Source organism: Anaerococcus prevotii DSM 20548, from assembly GCF_000024105.1.
Classification (GTDB): Bacteria; Bacillota; Clostridia; order Tissierellales; family Peptoniphilaceae; genus Anaerococcus; species Anaerococcus prevotii.
Window position 1 is genome coordinate 131,122 of the sequence record NC_013171.1, and the last position, 16,337, is coordinate 147,458.

Here is a 16,337-nt window from a genome sequence, read left to right on the forward strand (position 1 = left end):
AAAAAAAACTTTTGGCAAATCCATGCCAAAAGTCTTGCCACCTTCTAGGGTTTATCCAACCGGGAAATTTCCGTTTTGACGATTGAATAATTGGGCTACTCCCTTTTGCTTACTTATATTATATAACAAATTGCCTTTATTACAAGACTATTTTTGTACAAAGTTAAAGAGTAGCTTATAAAGACCCATTAATCCTTTTTCGTGAGTTCTCTCATAACCGTGGCTTGCTGCAACTCCACTTCCCACTAGGGCGTGGCGGAAGTCGTTATCGCTTGCCACTGCAGCGGAGGCATCAGATCCATAGTAAGGATATACGTCTAGGCCGTAGTCTATATCAAGATTTTTGGCAAGGTCTACTAGGTCATTGGTCAAATCATAATTGTATGGGCCAGAAGAATCCTTAGCACATATTGAAACCATGGTCTCATCACAGGCGAGATCGTCATAGACAACTCCCATATCGACAGCTACCATATCTCTAATTCCCTTTGGATGGCCGCTTGCTGCCCCGTGGCCTACTTCTTCATAGATTGTAAAGGTCATATAAAGAGGTCTATTTATCTCGATATTCTTTTCTTTTATTTCCTTAGCGAGGGCAAGGAGGACGCCTGCACTTGCCTTATCGTCTAGATGGCGAGATTTGACGAAGCCATTATCAATTCTAAATCTTGGATCAAGAGAGATGAAGTCTCCGTTAGTAATACCTAGAGCCTTGGTCTCTTCGGCAGATTTTGTTATAGAATCTACTACAACTTCCATAGTAGTATCATCTCTTTTGGCTTCCTTTGGGTCGGATGAGCCGTGGACTGCAGGTTCATTTAATCTGAAGACTCCTGTATAAGTTTTGCCAGACCTGGTGTGGATGGTGACATTTTCTCCTTCTGCGTAGTTAAAAGGATAGCCCCCAAGGCTTGTTACCTTAATCCTACCGTTAGCCTTCACACTTCTTACCATAAGGCCCAGGGTATCTACGTGGGCAGAAAGCAAGAGGCCATTTTCATCTCCTTCTACAATAGGGACAACGACATTGCCCTTGTTGGTTTGGTAAGGCTTGTAGCCTAAGTTTTTAAATTCGTCCATAAGATACTTCTCGGCAAGTTTTGTAAAGCCAGTTGGTGATGGTGTATTGGTGAGTTCTTCTATATATTTTGTTATTGTTGATATTTCCATGTTTTCTCCTTAATCATTATTCCTAGTTGATTCCTTTTCCGTGTCCTTGATGTTGTTCAAGGATAGGCAAAGGGCTATGAGCTCTTCTGTAAAATCCTCCTCGTAGACCTTAAGTTGGTATTGGTCGGTGAAGGATAGGATCTTCTTACTAACTTCTCCTATCAAATCACCCTTAAAGTAGGCCTTAAATTCATAATCCCACAAGTTTCCCTTAACATTAATCTTGCCCTCTTCGCTTATGACATCAATTGATTTTCTGAAGACAGAAATATTAGACTTTATTGTCATTTTCTTCTTAGAATCTTTGAAATCAACCTGATAGACTGGAAGAAAGGAGATGAGTTTCTTGTTTATAGTAAAAATCTCTACATCATTTGCATCAGATACGGTCGCCTCATAGCCTAGAAACTTAAATTTCTGATCTACAAAAAAGGCCTTTTTTCCATTATCATCAAGGATGGGGTAGTGGTCTGTAATTTTGAAAAATTTCTCTTTGAAATAATATTTTTTCATAAAAATTCCTTTTATTTTTTATTATACCCAAAATAGTAGAGGCAAATTTGAAGGAAAAACATAATTACTTAGTAGAATCCCTCAAGATAAGTCTTGCTTCTGCGGGTTCTATTATCTCCTTTTCATTTCCTTCGATCTGATTGATGAGACTTTTGATAGCATCTGTCCCAAGCTTTTCGTAAGGGAAGTCAACCGTAGTGAGGGCAGGATTTATTATGGAAGATATTTCATAATTGCCAAAGCCTGCAACAGAAATATCATCTGGAATCCTAATCTCCTTCTCCCTAAGAGCCTCAATAATACCAAAGGCTATATTATCTGTAGCCCCTAGATAGAAGCTCGATTCTTCCTTGGCAAGAATCTCCTTGGCCTTTTCGTAGGCGGTCTTTTTGGTAAAGTCGAAATGGTGGTGGTTGATCTTTATATTTTTATCCCTTAATCCATCACGCAAGCCTAAAAACCTATCTCCTACAGCTTCATCATATTCTCCTACATCAAAATAAGAAATCTCTGTGTGGGAAAGGGTCTTGATATAGTTTGCCATAAGTCTTCCTGCCTTATAATCGTTGGCTGTAATTGAAGTAAAGCCATCAAGCTTTTGGCCGAAGATTACAAGGGGGATTGTTAAATCTTTTATAATTTCCCTGTGTCTTTGAGTTATATTTGAGGCAAAAAGGATAATACCTTCTACATTAAGCCCTGCCATTTCTTCGATTATCCTTATTTCTTCGTCCATATCGTCATTGGAAGAAGATAGGAGCATGGAATAATTAGTATCTTTCATGTAGATATTAATAGCGTTTAGGGCGGTGTTTTTGGTATAGCCTATAAAGTTTGGAATGATTATTCCTATGATATTAGTCTTGGTCTTTTTGAGATTTCTCGCATAGGAATTTGGAACATAGCCAAGCTCATCTATTGCTTCTTTAATTTTCTTCTTTGTCTTATCGCTTACTGAACCATTGTTTAAATATCTGGAGATTGTAGATTTTGAAAATCCTGTTAGTTCAGCGATATCTTTAATATTTGCCATAAATCCTCCACTCCTATAATATCAAATAAATAAAAATAATAAAAATTATTTGACAAAGTAAACGTTTTTGCTATAATTATATTAACGGAACCGTTCCCAATTATTTGTAATTATCAAAAGGAGAAATTATGGATTACAAAAAAGCAGCAGAAGAGGCCATAAGGGCCGCTGGAGGAAGAGAAAACATTTCCTCAGTCGCACATTGTGCAACTAGACTTAGAATTGAAGTCTACGATAAGGATAAAATCAATATGGACTTGGCCAATGACCTTGAAGGAGCCAAGGGCGCAATGTTTAATGAAGGACAACTTCAAATAATCTTTGGAACTGGAACAGTAAACAAGGTCTACGATGCCTACGAGTCCCTAGAGGAAGATTTACCAGATGACTTTTCTAAAATTCACGATAAGGCAGTGGCAAATAAAGCGAAAAACCAAAAAAATCCACTAAAACGTGCTATAAAGACCTTTGGTGATGTCTTTGTTCCTATTATTCCAGTCCTTGTAGCTACGGGACTTTTCATGGGACTAAGAGGACTTCTCACCCAAGAAGAAGTTCTTAGAGTTTTTTCTATGACGCCAGATGACATCTCCCAAAACTTCTTGATGTGGACACAAATACTAACAGATACAGCCTTTGCTTTCTTGCCAGCCCTAGTGGCTTGGTCAGCCTTTAAGGTATTTGGGGGAAGCCCTGTTATAGGAATCGTCCTAGGTTTGATGCTAGTTCACCCAAACCTACCTAATGCCTACCAAGTAGCAAGTGGAGACGCAAGTCCTATTATCATGTTTGGATTTATTCCAGTTGTAGGATATCAAGGAACTGTGCTTCCTGCCTTTATTTCAGGTCTAATTGGAGCAAAACTTGAGAGAAATTTAAGAAAAGTAATACCAGATAGCTTGGACTTACTTCTTACACCTTTCTTAGTTTTGGCTATAATGAGCGTGCTTTCTCTATTTGCAATAGGACCAGTCTTCCACAAACTAGAAGTCGTAGTACTCGAGGCAACTAAGTGGGCCCTAGGACTTCCTTTCGGTATAGCAGGAATCCTAATCGGAGGACTTCAACAACTAATCGTAGTTACAGGAATCCACCACATCTTTAACTTCCTTGAAGTACAACTTCTAGCGGATAACGGAAGAAACGCCTTCAACGCTCTCTTATCAGCAGCGACAGCAGGTCAAGCTGGAGCAGTTCTTGCAGTAGCTATCAAGACCAAGGATAAAAAGATTAAGCAAATAGCCTATCCATCAGCCCTATCAGCAGCCCTAGGTATCACAGAACCAGCGATTTTCGGTATCAACCTAAGATTTGTCAAACCATTTGTAATGGGCATGGTTGGTTGAGTAGCAGGAGGATTTTTCGCTTCAATCTTTAAGATAGAAGGAACAGGAATGGCAGTAACAGTTATTCCAGGCATGCTCTTATATCTAGATAACCTTTTAATGTATATCCTAATGCTTTTAATAGCAGGAGGAGTAAGCTTTGCTCTAACTTATACCATAGGATATTCAGATAAGATGCTTAAAGAAAATAAGTAGAGTATAAATTTAGAAAAATGAATAAATATCGTCTCTTGTTAAAAGAAATTTAGGTACTTCTTAATGGTAAATGCGCTATTTACTAACTTATGTCTCCTGAATTTCTTCAAAAAATAGGAGGCGATTTTTTATTTATTCTTTTCTTAAGATGAATATGAATGAAAATGCATAGTTTCCTAGCTTTTTAAAGAAAGTTATCACTAAATAATTTAGCATAATAATAAAATAATGTTATCAATTACGAGATTTGGGTAATAAAGTAATGAATAAAACATTCATCTTAACGTTGGTAATTGACAAAATAAAATGGAGGAATATATGACTGAAAATTATAATGCATGGAAAGAAATGTTTACTAAAAGTCAAGATATGATGAATGATTGGATAGAATCTTTCACAAAACTTGGAAGAGAAGAAAATGTAAATGAAGAAGATAAGAAAGATAAAGCTTTTGACTTCAACAGTGTAAATGATTGGATGAATTACCAACAAAACTGGTACAAAAATTGGCAGGATATGATGAAAACTATGTCTGGCCAAGGCCCTATGTTTAATAGTCCTTATACAACATGGATTAACATGATGGATCAGTACAATGTTTTTGATGCGAGCAAGTTTATGGCGCCTTTTAGCCGCGAAGTTTTTGAAAAGATGCAAAATTCACAAAAGCTTTACCTTGCAGCCTACGAACAATGGCAGAAGTTTAACGAACAATTTGTAAAACCAGGAGCCAAATCTTATAAGGATAATATGGATTCAATGGTTGAGCAATTCAACAAGATTTTTATGAATAACTTAATTCCACTCTTACCTAAAGAGTTTCAGGGATTAATGATTGATTCTCAATCTTATGTAAAGACTTATTATAAGTCTTTGGAAAACTTCCTTGGACCATGGTCTTACGCCTACCAAAACATAGCTGACATAACTATGGAAAGTATTTTCGAAGACCCAATGAAACTATCTGATACTCTAAAACAATGGAAAGAGGCTTACGATAAGACTTTCGGAATTCTCGTTAAATCTCCAGTAGTAGGCTCATCAAGAGAGATGCTTGAGCAAAACAACAGAGCTATAGATGCAATGATCGAGATGTTAGTATCTGTATCAGAGTTTATGACCAAAGCCTCATCAGTAGGATACAAATATTCTAAGGAAGCCTTTAGTGACTATGCTAAGTCAATTGAAAATGGAGAAAAAGCTAAAACTTTTAAGGAATTCTATGATATGTGGTCTAAGCATGTAGAAAATGCTATAGAAAATTATTTCTATACAGATGAATTCTCAAAACTTATAGCCAAAACAGCAGATTCTGCTATGATTTTTAAAATTGAATATGACAAGGTTATAGAAAAGGCTCTAGCAGACCTACCGATAGTTACCATGTCCCAAGTTGATGGAGTTTACAAGAAAGTATACGACCTAAGACGTGAAATTAGAGACTTAAAGAAGGAATTAGAAGAGTTAAAAGAAGAGCTTGCTAAAGAAAATAATAAACAGTAACTTATGCTTTGGCTTAAGGGAGGTAATGATTAATGTACGGTGATTTCAATTTTTTCGATATTAAAACAAGCATACAAGAAAATATTAAGGCCCAAGAGAAATTCCTTAAAAGCTTTGAGTCTATGATGGATGTAAAGGAAAATCAAGCAAATCAAACAGCTAGAGAAATCGTTTTCGAAGAAGATAAATTAAAGCTCTTCCACTACAAGAAATCAGCTGCCTATGTGAGCAAGGTTCCAACTCTGATAATATATGCCTTGGTAAATACACCATCTATGATGGATATCGGTCAGGAGAAATCCTTCATCAAAAAACTTGTTGATAGCGGACTAGATGTATATCTAATCGAATGGGGTTTTCCTACTCAGGAAGATAAGTACCTGACCTTGGACGATTATATCAATATTTATATTGACGATTGTGTAGAATATATCAAAAAGGAAAACAAGGTAGACAAGATAAATCTATTGGGTGTTTGTCAGGGCGGAACATTTAGCTTGATGTATACAGCTCTTCACTCAGACAAGATTAAAAATATCGTAACAATGGTAACACCTGTAGATTTCTCTACGGATGATGGACTTTTATTTAGATGGGGTAAGTATTTAAACCCAGATAGGATGGTTGAGGCCTACGGAGTAGTTCCAGGCGAGTTTATGAATACAGGATTTCTAACTCTAAAACCAATTTCGCTCATGGTTAATAAGTATGTTGATGTAATCAATGACCTGGATGAGCCAGACCACCTATCAAACTTTATGACTATGGAAAAATGGATATTCGACTCTCCAGGTCAAGCAGGTATGGCCTACAAGGACTTCCTAAACTCAATGTATAAGGAAAATAAACTATGCAAGGGCGAGATGGAAGTTGCTGGCAAGAAGGTAGATCTTAAAAAGATTACCCAACCTGTCCTAAATCTCTATGCAGAAAAAGACAATCAAGTTCCTAACCAGGCAACAATTCCTATGAAAGATCTTGTAGGGAGCAAGGATTACACAGCAAAGGGCTTTCCAACAGGCCACATAGGAATGTTTGTAAGCGGTAGGAGCCAAAGAGAAGTTGCTCCAACTGTTGTAGAATGGTTAAAGAAACGCTCTAGATGAGAAAGGAGCGATTATGGAAAATATTAAAGGATATACAATAGATGAAGTTGAAGTTGGTCAATCTGCATCTTTTACTAAAACTGTAACTGAAGCTGATGCCTATAACTATGCAGGAGTTTCTGGTGATTTTAACCCAGCCCATATCAACGAGGAATATGCCAAGAATACTTTCTTTAAGACTCGCATAGCCCATGGTATGATAAGCGCAGGTTTTATATCTGCAGTATTAGGAACAAAGCTTCCAGGCCCTGGAACAATTTATCTAGGCCAAGACTTAAAATTCTTAAAGCCTGTTAGATTTGGAGATACCATTACAGCAACATGCACAGTAGAAGAAATTATCAAAGAAAAAAACAGACTAACTTTAAGGACAGTCTGCACCAACCAAGATGGTGAAGTAGTAATAGATGGCAAGGCCCTAGTTTTAGCTCCAAAGTAAATTTTAGTGTAGGATGAGCTTAGATGGGTGAAAAATTTATTGAAAAAACTTGTCTAATCATATAAATATTAAAAATTTCAGAAGATAAAAATCGTCCCTTTTTTGTAGAATCTTAGGATAATTAGCTTAAATGAGTAGTATGCTTTCAGAAAGCCTACGATTTAAGAAGTTAATTTATAGCTTTATCTTTAGATTTCTACAATATGAGGGACGATTTATTTTCAAATATATAATATTAGACCTTATGTTTCCTTCTGATTGATGCAAAAATTGACCCGGATATATTATGCCATATTGAAAATATTGCACCAGGTAGGGTTGCCAGTGGATTTAGGGCGAAATTTGCTGTTGCAAGTTGAATGGCAAGCCCGCTATTTTGCATGCCTACTTCTATAGCTAGGGCTGTTTCTTTGTCGTAGTCCATCTTTGCAAGTTTTCCTATAAAAAGTCCTCCAGCAAGGCCTAGGGCGTTGTGGATCATAACTATGAGTAAGACTATAAGACCTGATTGTCTTATTTTTTCGGAGTTAGCTCCGATAATACCTGCGATTATTAGGATAATTGCCAAAGATGAGATCAAAGGGAAGATGTCCTTTGACTTTTCTACGCCCTTAGGACTTATTTTTTTGGCGAAAATTCCAAGAAGTACAGGCAGAAGGATTACTGTAACAACTGATTTGAACATAGCAAATATTGAAACCTCTACCCATTTACCAGCTAACAAGTAGACTAGAAGGGGAGTTACAAGAGGCGCAAGGAGGGTAGAGAGAATCGTCATCGATACAGATAAGGATACATCTCCATTTGCTATATGAGTTATCACATTTGATGCAGTTCCTCCAGGACAAGATCCAACTAGGATTACCCCAAGGGCTATGTCCTTATTTAATCCGAAAACTACTGCAAGCAAGTAGGCTAGAAGAGGCATAATAGTAAATTGGGTGAGAGAGCCTATCATTACTTCCTTTGGATGTTTGAGAATTTCCTTAAAGGAATCTACATCAATACTAGTTCCCATACCAAACATGGCAAGGGCTAGGAAGATGGTCGTATAATTTGTCATCCAGGAAAAATAATCTGGAATAAAGTAAGCTATTACAGAAAAAACTATTATTATTAGGCCGATATTTTGGGTGATTTTTCTTGAAAGTGAAGCTATTTTTTCCATAAGATTAGCTCCTGTAGATAAAGTTATCTATTAGGCGTGTTTTTCCTATATAAACAGCTATAGCTACTAGCCTATCTCCGTCAAAATCATTCGCATCTTCCATGGTTTTAAGATTGACAACACTAATGTAATCTATTTTTGAAAGTTCTTCGCTATCGATTATTTCTTCCATTTTCTCGATTACTTCTTCTACACTTCCGCCCTCCTTAGCTAGTTTTTCTCCAGCAAATATGGCTTTGGATAGGCAAAGGGCAGCTTTCCTTTCTTCTTTTGATAAGTAGGTGTTTCTTGATGAAAGGGCGAGGCCATCCTCTTCTCTAACTATAGGGCAAGGGATTATTTCGATAGGAATATTTAGGTCACTTACGAGTTTTTTGATTATTGCGACCTGTTGGGCATCTTTTTGTCCAAAATAGGCTCTATCAGCTCCAGTAATATTAAACAATTTGCTACAAACTGTAAGCACTCCTCTAAAATGTCCTGGACGTTTTGCCCCACACAAGTGATCAGACATATCTTCTATATCTACAAAGACCTTTTTATCTTGATACATTTCACTTGCTTCTGGTGCAAAAATATAATCTACTCCGATTTCTTCGCATATTTTGCTATCAGCTTCTAAGTCTCTTGGATAGGTAAGTAAGTCCTCATTTGGTCCAAATTGGATAGGATTTACGAAGTCAGATACAACTACTATATCATTGTCTTTCCTAGCCCTTCTTATAAGGCTGGCGTGTCCTTCATGTAAATAGCCCATGGTAGGCACAAGACCTATGGATTTACCCTCGATTTTTGCTTTTTTAAGATTTTCTCTTAGTTCATCAATATTTTTGATAATTTTCATAAATTCTCCTCTAATTTTATTAGAGATAGCCCCAAACACCACTTGTTTTTATTTATGATAAAGTTCCGTATTTTTCGTAATTAGACACTTTAGTAATCTTATTATCATCATCTACAAAGACAACTTTTGGCTTGTAATCCTTAAGCTCATCTTCGCTATAAGAAGCATAAGCCATGATAATTACCTTATCCCCTGTAGAAAAAAGCCTTGCAGCAGCTCCGTTTAGACAGATTACTCCGCTATCCTTCTTTCCTGCTATAGTATAGGTTTCTATTCTATTTCCATTATTAACATCGACAACTTGTACTTTTTGATATTCCCTTATGCCAGATTCTTCTAGCAAAGAAATATCAACTGTTATAGAGCCTACGTAATCGAGATTGGCCTCGGTGACTCTAGCCCTATGAATTTTTCCTTCTAACATTTCTATATTCATACATTCTCCCTAAAAATAAGGCTATCAATAATTTATTTTTTAACAATAAAAATCGATAGCCTCTAAGTAACAAATTATTTGAGTCTTATTAGCTAAGTATATAAGCTCGTTTTTAAAATAAAAAATAATGGTGTTATAGAGTATAGTTTCCAAAAGAAATACTATCTCTAAGTTTATATTATAAGGCCAAGTTATTAATTTAACAAGTATATAAATTAAAGTTATGAGCCTAAGATTATAAATAAGTTCCAGATCTTAATTTATAGGGATTTCTTAGTAGAAATTATTCTTAATTGTTGGTTAAATTGCCAATCTCTCCTAGATAGAGGAGATGGTTAATTCTCTAGATTGCCAGGAAATCCAAAGAATCTATCTAATTATACGAAGAAGGACTATTCTTTATAAATCCCTCCTTTCGTCTGTGAAATTATATTTGCTATTATTTAAGAAAAAACAAATCCTCAAGCAGATATTTAACTTGCTTAAGGATTTGTCATAAATTATTCTTATTCTAGCGACCTCCGCCACCACCTCCACCGAAGCTTCCGCCACCTCCACCAAAGGATGTGCTTCCGCCAGATCCTGCTGCTGTAAAGCTTGCTATATTGGCTTGGGTCATAGTGGAGTAGTTTCTTGAATTTGTAATCATATAGTAGTTAAAGACTGAGTTGTTGCTATAGTTTGGATAAGTCTTCTCTAGGTTTTTAAAGACTTTATCACTTATGCCGTAAATTGCTGCATATATTAGGAAGTAGTCCCAAATATGAACTTCATTAGCATCTCTTTCCTCTATCAAGGAATAATCTTCTAGGTAATTTCTAAACTTGATTAGATTTTCGTAAAGGTCAACTCCCTTAGGAGTAACTTCAAGCTCGGATCCTTCTCTCCTAGTCCTAGCGAATTTCTTCTCGAATCTTATATCTTTTAGATATTCTCCAGACTTCAGGCCATCCCTTGACCTAGGTAAGAAGTCTTCATAGAAGTCTTCTGTGATTTCCTTGTTTTTCTTGAAGTATTTTTGGATGTTTTTGTTTGAGACAAGACCGTCTTTGGAGTATTCTTGTGACTTTTCGATTATATTGAAGAAAGCCTCCTCCATCTTGCCCATATCACTAGGTCTTGCGAGGATTCTTATCTTGGCATTTTTATCCTTTTCCTTTCTAGCTTCGATTTCGATATTTTTATCGTAAATCCATTTTAGGATAAAGGCGTTCATGTAATTTCCCTGATTTATCTCGTAAGGGTAGGCCTTCTCTGCCAATAGATAGGTATCTTCTATATGGGAATCATAGGGGATATCTCTAAAGTACTGGTCTTTGAAGGTCTTGGCTTTCTTGAGGGTCTCATCATTTGTGATATTATTCTCATCAAAATGAAGCTTTTTCGCCCTCACTCCAAGAAAGATTGATCCTAGACCTAAGAGAAGAACAAGGGGAAGGATTACTTTGACATACCAAGGGGTTGGGTCGGTATTAGCCTCTCCTTCTCGCTCTTCCCATTTTGATCCCTTAATTGCCTCATTAGCATAATCGTCGAAGGTTTTATCTTCCTTATAGGATGTATTGAAATAGCCCTTAGGGAATTTTAGCATGATAGTCGTATAGTCAACTTCGCCAGTAGATTTAAGGACTATATTTCCACTGGCATTGTGGATATCTCCATCCAGGCCAAAGCCCCACATCTTTACATTTCGATCGAAGGGCTCAAAGCCTTTAATATTGATATTGACCCTTTCTGGCTTGGGGTCAAAGTTTTCTCCGACAAATTGGAAAAAGAGCATATCGCTATCTTCAAGGCCTATTATTAGAGGATTTATCTTGTAAGTTAGCTTGTAGGTGTTTTTTCCGTATTGGAATATCCCCCAAATGAGTTCTGTCTCATCCTCCCTATCGCTTCTTCCATATTTATAGGCTTTTTCTTCAAAAGAAAGGTTTGAATCCCAAGGATCCATTTCACTAAAGTCCTTGCCTAGGGAAGGAGAAGTTAGGGAGAAGTCTTCTATTTTTATTCCTCTTAAATTTTCTATTAATTTGTATCTTTCGGTATAATCTCTTTCGTCTTCATCTATTTGCCAAACTTCTTCTACACTTCCTACACCATTCTTATCGATCGTAATGTCCATGTCTAGTGAATCGAAACTATCGGCAAGTGAGATTCTAGGAAGTAGAAAAAGGATAAGGGCTAGAAGATATTTGCTTAGTCTTTTAATTTTCATATGTCTCCTATTTAAATTTCGGTACAGTAGATGATTCGCTTGTATTTTCGAAATAATCTTTAGTATGAACAGAAAAAATATTAGCAAGGATATTTGCAGGAAAAGATTTTATTTTTCTGTTAAGCTTAGTTACGGTGTCGTTATAGACCATTCTCAAATGTCTAAGAGTTTCTTCGTGTTTTGTCATAGCAGCCATAGTCTCCCTGTAGAGATCACTTGTTTTAAGAGTTGGATAATTTTCTGCGACCGCATAGAACGAAGAAAGAGCTTTTCCAAATTCTCTATTCTCGCTTTCAACTTCCTTTGCATCGGAAGTTCTGTTTACACTTGTCCTGTTCTTTGTAATTTTCTCTAGGGCTTCTTTTTCAAATTGGCTGTAGTCCTTGGTCATATCAATCAAGTTATTTAGGCTGTCCCACCTAGCTTGAAGTCCAGTTGCTATTTGAGCCATGGAGTTTTCCACCATCTCATTAAGACTTACAAAAGTATTGTAAGTTGTAACTGAATATATGACAATTACAAAGACTAGAATGATTAAAATTATTAATAGGGTCATATTTTCCTCCTTTGATATTTTATACCCAGCAAACTTATCATCAAATCGTTGACAAAAAATAGGCCAAGATGTAAAATCCTCTTAAGCTAGGGGAGGGCAAATGTAGATGTCAGCCCCTTTGATTGTGTAAGGAAGGTTATCATGGAAAAAAATATTTTGAAAAGAACTTTCGATAAGGCTACAGAAAACCCTGCCTTTGTTTTGTCCATGGGATTTTTGATTTTGATAAGTCTGGGAGGGCTTATCCTATCAACTCCCTATGTTACGCAAAATGGCAAGAGCACTGGTCTAATCGATTCGTTTTTTGTTGCGGCAAGTGCTTCTTGTGTTACGGGGCTGACCACGGTTAACACTGGTCTATATTGGAATACTCTTGGCCATGTGGTTATTATTATCTTAATACAAATCGGTGGACTGGGAATTATGACCCTAGCTTCACTAATTCCTTTAATTTTAAGGAAGAAAATCGGTATAAAGTCTAGGCAAATACTAAAAGAGCAGCTCAATGTTGAGAGTATGGAAGGCTTGGTAAGACTTTTTAGATATGTCCTAGCCTTTACTCTTATAGTTGAAGCTTTGGGAGCCCTATTTCTTTCTATAAGATTTATCCCGACCTATGGATGGGGAAAAGGGATTTGGTATTCGGTTTTTCACTCCATATCAGCCTTTTGTAATGCAGGCTTTGATATAATGGGAGATTCCATCTATCCTTTAAGGAAAGATCTTTTGGTAAATACCACCCTCATGGTCTTGATTGTTATAGGTGGACTTGGCTTTATGGTTACAAGCGAGTTTTTCTATAGGAGGAAGTTTAAGCAAGTCTCAACTCACTCAAAGCTTGTTTTGATTATTAATGCAGTATTGATTTTATTTGGAGCTTTAGGATTTTTACTTTTAGAGTCAATTCAAAAGGGGGTCCTCATCGGCGAAGGGCTTAAGGGATCTATAATAGAGTCCTTCTTCCAGTCAGTTTCAGCGAGGACAGCTGGGTTTTATTCGGTTAATCTTTCAAATATTAAAGATTCGACCTCACTTTTACTGATAGGCCTTATGTTTATAGGAGGATCCCCTGGATCGACTGCAGGAGGTATCAAGACTACGACCTTTGGAGTTTTAGTTCTTGCGACATACTCTATAATCAAAAGGCAGAAGGAGCCAGTTGTTTTTAACAAACATATAGGAGATGAGACTATCAAAAAAGCCCTATCTATCTTTATGATCTCTCTTGCCTTAGTTTTGATGGTAACTTTCATCATTACTATTACAGATGATTTTGACTTGATAGATACCCTATATGAAGTTGTCTCTGCCCTAGCGACAGTAGGAGCTAGTAGAGGGATTACGGCAAATCTTTCAAGAATTGCCAAGGTCTTAATAGGTCTTTGTATGTATTTAGGTAGGATTGGTCCAATGACTATGGCCCTTGCCTTTGGTTTAAAGCCAGATGAGAAGTTAATTAGATATCCAGAATGTTTTATTAGTATAGGTTAGGAGAAATTATGGAAAAAAATGTTATAGTTTTAGGTCTCGGAAGATTTGGTTACGCTGTAGCTACCAAGCTTTTCGAGAAGGGAATCTATGTAACAGCTGTAGATTCTAATTACAATAAGATAGAAAAAATCGCAAACTCTGTCTCAAGTGCTGCCCAAGGAGATATCACAGAAGAAGTAGCTATGAAGTCTTTGGGAATAAACAACTACGATGTGGCTATAATTGCAACAGGAACAGATATTGAGGCATCAATCGAAGCTACTTTGATATGCAAGGATAGCGGAGTTGATAAGGTTATAGCCAAGGCAACAAGTCAATCACACGCGAGGATACTTAAAAAAATTGGCGCCGATCAGATAGTATATCCTGAGCTTGATACAGGAGAAAGACTTGCAAGATCTCTTGCAGGATCAAATCTTTTAGAGCTTGTTCAATTTTCAAATGATTTCTCATTGATAGAGATAAAAGCTCATGAGGATTGGATAGGTAAGTCTCTTATAGAGCTTGACTTTAGAAAGACTTACAAGATGAATGTAGTCGGATTCGAAAGAGATGGCCAGATGCTAATGGATATAGATCCAAGTACCGATATTAGAAAAGGTGATGTCCTAGTCCTAATAGGAGATAATGAAAACGCTAAAGCTCTTGAGGAAAAATCGTAATTAGGAAAACGTGGTAAAACTTGAAATATTGATAAATAATAAACAAAGATACCGATAAGAAAAAGTTTGCATAAATAGGAAAATGATGTTATAATAAAATCAGCTATTAAATAGCTAGGTTTTTCATTATTAATTCCTTATAGTTTTCCCTTAGAAAACTAGGACTAACTTATTCTTTTCTATAATGAAGGAGGGCTCTAGGAGCCCTTTTTCTGTGTCCAAAATTCCAATTTGGGTATAATAAGAAAAAAGAAGGAGATAAAAAATGTACAATCCATATTACTTTGGCTCAATGTATTTTGACAAGACCTATTTTTTAGTAATAATAGGCGTCATAATATCAATGATTGCCCAGGCTAATATCCAAAAAGCCTTTAGTAAATACAGTAAAATCAAATCAAAAAAGAATATAACAGGCTACCAAGCGGCTAAATATATACTCGATACAAACTCATACAATGATATTTCTATAAAAAAGATTGGAGGAAGCTTATCTGATTACTTCAATCCTGCTACAAAGGAAGTCGCCCTATCTGGGGACTCCTTTACCGATACTTCTATAGCATCTATCGCTGTAGCAGCCCACGAGTGCGGTCACGTCATCCAATACAAGGAAGGCTATGCTCCTTTAAGGATTAAGTCATGGTTAGTGCCTGCGGTAAACTTTGGATCAAAGCTTGCCTTTCCAGTTATACTTTTGGGAATATTCCTATCCCAACAAAAGCTTTTAGACCTGGGACTAATCCTTTTCTCTCTTGCTCTAATATTTCAGTTGGTAACTCTTCCGGTGGAATTTGACGCATCGAGGAGGGCCATAAGGGTAATAGACGAAAGCGGTATGCTTTACGGCGAGGAGCTTGATGGAGCAAAAGCCATGCTAAAAGCGGCAGCCTTTACCTATGTAGCAGCGACCCTATCCACAGCCCTACAATTGTTGAGATTATTTCTCCTTTATGGAAACAGGAATAACAGGAGAGATTAGTATAATAGGTGGCTCCCGCGAGGATGTAAATCTTTGTGCGGGAGTTTTCTTAATATTTTATTAGATTTAAGCGAAGATAAGCTACTTGCAATCATCTTGCTAAATAGTACAATTTTACTAGGAATCATTAAGATTCTTTATTTTTAAAGAAGAAGGTCAGAGATAGTCAATCATTTGACTTAGATTAATATATAGAAAGAGTGGTGAATTATGGCAGGTCTTACTTCAGAAATTGAGAGATTTCTAAAAATGATGTTAGAAGATTCTGTTGACGGAATGCTTGAGATCGGCAGGAATGACTTGGCGACACGTTTTGATTGTGCACCTAGTCAGATAAACTACGTTCTTTCTACAAGATTTACCCCATATAATGGGTACCTTATAGAAAGCAAGCGTGGCGGCAATGGTTTTATAAAGATTATAAGCGTTGTGGATGAAGATTCTTATATTTCTTATTTGACCAAAAATCTTAAGAAAAGTATGAGTCAGAATAATGCCGAAAGTCTCTTTAAAGACTTGTTGAGGAGAGAATACTTTACAGAAAATGAGTATTTGATGGCAAGATACGCCACAAGCGATAGGGCTCTTTCAAAAATAAGTGAAGTTAAGGATAGAAATGCCGTAAGAAGTGATATTATTAGAAATATTCTCTTAAGTCTTATGGCAAGGAGTAACTAA

The 16,337-nt window shown here is 36.5% G+C and carries 17 protein-coding genes; 9 read left to right on the forward strand and 8 right to left on the reverse strand.

Going from position 1 to position 16,337, the window contains the following annotated elements; translation table 11 throughout:
- Positions 1-147: 147 nt before the first annotated feature.
- The 3 genes from APRE_RS00560 to APRE_RS00570 all read right to left on the reverse strand — a co-directional run bounded on the left by APRE_RS00560 (position 148) and on the right by APRE_RS00570 (position 2,716).
- Entirely contained in the window at positions 148-1,170 is a 1,023-nt protein-coding gene (locus APRE_RS00560; RefSeq protein ID WP_012803581.1) for a M42 family metallopeptidase, read from the reverse strand.
- A gap of 9 nt (positions 1,171-1,179) precedes the next feature.
- Positions 1,180-1,683, reverse strand: coding sequence for an LURP-one-related/scramblase family protein (locus APRE_RS00565; RefSeq protein WP_012803582.1), 504 nt, complete (start codon positions 1,681-1,683; stop codon positions 1,180-1,182).
- Positions 1,684-1,747: 64 nt separating this feature from the next.
- A complete protein-coding gene (locus APRE_RS00570) occupies positions 1,748-2,716 on the reverse strand; it encodes a substrate-binding domain-containing protein (RefSeq protein WP_012803583.1) in 969 nt (322 codons plus the stop codon).
- 128 nt (positions 2,717-2,844) lie between these two features.
- Here APRE_RS00570 and APRE_RS00575 point away from each other — a divergent pair, with 128 nt between their 5' ends.
- The 5 genes from APRE_RS00575 (at position 2,845) to APRE_RS00590 (ending at position 7,305) form a co-directional block, all read left to right on the forward strand.
- Positions 2,845-4,062, forward strand: a complete 1,218-nt coding sequence (locus tag APRE_RS00575) for a PTS transporter subunit EIIC (RefSeq protein WP_245941890.1) — start codon at positions 2,845-2,847, stop codon at positions 4,060-4,062.
- A gap of 48 nt (positions 4,063-4,110) precedes the next feature.
- Positions 4,111-4,257, forward strand: coding sequence for a hypothetical protein (locus APRE_RS09860; protein ID WP_245941891.1), 147 nt, complete (start codon positions 4,111-4,113; stop codon positions 4,255-4,257).
- Between the two features lie 318 nt (positions 4,258-4,575).
- Positions 4,576-5,760: a poly(R)-hydroxyalkanoic acid synthase subunit PhaE gene (locus tag APRE_RS00580; RefSeq protein WP_012803584.1), complete on the forward strand. Its 1,185-nt coding sequence runs from the start codon at positions 4,576-4,578 to the stop codon at positions 5,758-5,760.
- A 32-nt stretch (positions 5,761-5,792) separates the two neighbouring features.
- Positions 5,793-6,866, forward strand: coding sequence for a class III poly(R)-hydroxyalkanoic acid synthase subunit PhaC (gene phaC, locus APRE_RS00585; RefSeq protein ID WP_012803585.1), 1,074 nt, complete (start codon positions 5,793-5,795; stop codon positions 6,864-6,866).
- A 13-nt stretch (positions 6,867-6,879) separates the two neighbouring features.
- A complete protein-coding gene (locus APRE_RS00590) occupies positions 6,880-7,305 on the forward strand; it encodes a MaoC family dehydratase (RefSeq protein WP_012803586.1) in 426 nt (141 codons plus the stop codon).
- Between the two features lie 235 nt (positions 7,306-7,540).
- Here APRE_RS00590 and APRE_RS00595 read toward each other — a convergent pair whose 3' ends face one another.
- From APRE_RS00595 to APRE_RS00615, 5 genes are all read right to left on the reverse strand, one after another.
- A complete protein-coding gene (locus tag APRE_RS00595) occupies positions 7,541-8,473 on the reverse strand; it encodes a bile acid:sodium symporter family protein (protein WP_012803587.1) in 933 nt (310 codons plus the stop codon).
- 4 nt (positions 8,474-8,477) lie between these two features.
- Complete coding sequence (gene panC / locus APRE_RS00600; RefSeq protein ID WP_012803588.1) at positions 8,478-9,317, reverse strand: pantoate--beta-alanine ligase; 840 nt, start codon at positions 9,315-9,317, stop codon at positions 8,478-8,480.
- Positions 9,318-9,369: 52 nt separating this feature from the next.
- Complete coding sequence (gene panD / locus APRE_RS00605; protein WP_012803589.1) at positions 9,370-9,753, reverse strand: aspartate 1-decarboxylase; 384 nt, start codon at positions 9,751-9,753, stop codon at positions 9,370-9,372.
- Between the two features lie 511 nt (positions 9,754-10,264).
- Complete coding sequence (locus APRE_RS00610) at positions 10,265-11,968, reverse strand: DUF2207 family protein (RefSeq protein WP_012803590.1); 1,704 nt, start codon at positions 11,966-11,968, stop codon at positions 10,265-10,267.
- Between the two features lie 7 nt (positions 11,969-11,975).
- Entirely contained in the window at positions 11,976-12,524 is a 549-nt protein-coding gene (locus tag APRE_RS00615) for a LemA family protein (RefSeq protein WP_012803591.1), read from the reverse strand.
- 141 nt (positions 12,525-12,665) lie between these two features.
- Here APRE_RS00615 and APRE_RS00620 point away from each other — a divergent pair, with 141 nt between their 5' ends.
- The 4 genes from APRE_RS00620 to APRE_RS00635 all read left to right on the forward strand — a co-directional run bounded on the left by APRE_RS00620 (position 12,666) and on the right by APRE_RS00635 (position 16,337).
- Entirely contained in the window at positions 12,666-14,015 is a 1,350-nt protein-coding gene (locus tag APRE_RS00620; RefSeq protein WP_012803592.1) for a TrkH family potassium uptake protein, read from the forward strand.
- 8 nt (positions 14,016-14,023) lie between these two features.
- Complete coding sequence (locus APRE_RS00625) at positions 14,024-14,677, forward strand: potassium channel family protein (RefSeq protein WP_012803593.1); 654 nt, start codon at positions 14,024-14,026, stop codon at positions 14,675-14,677.
- Positions 14,678-14,942: 265 nt separating this feature from the next.
- Positions 14,943-15,659, forward strand: coding sequence for a zinc metallopeptidase (locus APRE_RS00630; RefSeq protein WP_012803594.1), 717 nt, complete (start codon positions 14,943-14,945; stop codon positions 15,657-15,659).
- A gap of 210 nt (positions 15,660-15,869) precedes the next feature.
- The gene (locus tag APRE_RS00635; RefSeq protein ID WP_012803595.1) at positions 15,870-16,337 is read left to right on the forward strand and encodes a CtsR family transcriptional regulator; all 468 of its coding nucleotides are present in this window, start codon (positions 15,870-15,872) and stop codon (positions 16,335-16,337) included.

Coding starts and splice junctions, on each gene's coding strand:
- APRE_RS00580 (WP_012803584.1), top strand. CDS start 4,576: ATGACTGAAAATTATAATGCATGGAAAGAAATGTTTACTAAAAGTCAA.
- panD (WP_012803589.1), bottom strand. CDS start 9,753: ATGAATATAGAAATGTTAGAAGGAAAAATTCATAGGGCTAGAGTCACC.
- phaC (WP_012803585.1), top strand. CDS start 5,793: ATGTACGGTGATTTCAATTTTTTCGATATTAAAACAAGCATACAAGAA.
- APRE_RS00590 (WP_012803586.1), top strand. CDS start 6,880: ATGGAAAATATTAAAGGATATACAATAGATGAAGTTGAAGTTGGTCAA.
- APRE_RS00620 (WP_012803592.1), top strand. CDS start 12,666: ATGGAAAAAAATATTTTGAAAAGAACTTTCGATAAGGCTACAGAAAAC.
- APRE_RS00560 (WP_012803581.1), bottom strand. CDS start 1,170: ATGGAAATATCAACAATAACAAAATATATAGAAGAACTCACCAATACA.
- APRE_RS00595 (WP_012803587.1), bottom strand. CDS start 8,473: ATGGAAAAAATAGCTTCACTTTCAAGAAAAATCACCCAAAATATCGGC.
- APRE_RS00575 (WP_245941890.1), top strand. CDS start 2,845: ATGGATTACAAAAAAGCAGCAGAAGAGGCCATAAGGGCCGCTGGAGGA.
- APRE_RS00570 (WP_012803583.1), bottom strand. CDS start 2,716: ATGGCAAATATTAAAGATATCGCTGAACTAACAGGATTTTCAAAATCT.
- panC (WP_012803588.1), bottom strand. CDS start 9,317: ATGAAAATTATCAAAAATATTGATGAACTAAGAGAAAATCTTAAAAAA.
- APRE_RS00635 (WP_012803595.1), top strand. CDS start 15,870: ATGGCAGGTCTTACTTCAGAAATTGAGAGATTTCTAAAAATGATGTTA.
- APRE_RS00565 (WP_012803582.1), bottom strand. CDS start 1,683: ATGAAAAAATATTATTTCAAAGAGAAATTTTTCAAAATTACAGACCAC.
- APRE_RS09860 (WP_245941891.1), top strand. CDS start 4,111: ATGGCAGTAACAGTTATTCCAGGCATGCTCTTATATCTAGATAACCTT.
- APRE_RS00625 (WP_012803593.1), top strand. CDS start 14,024: ATGGAAAAAAATGTTATAGTTTTAGGTCTCGGAAGATTTGGTTACGCT.
- APRE_RS00610 (WP_012803590.1), bottom strand. CDS start 11,968: ATGAAAATTAAAAGACTAAGCAAATATCTTCTAGCCCTTATCCTTTTT.
- APRE_RS00615 (WP_012803591.1), bottom strand. CDS start 12,524: ATGACCCTATTAATAATTTTAATCATTCTAGTCTTTGTAATTGTCATA.
- APRE_RS00630 (WP_012803594.1), top strand. CDS start 14,943: ATGTACAATCCATATTACTTTGGCTCAATGTATTTTGACAAGACCTAT.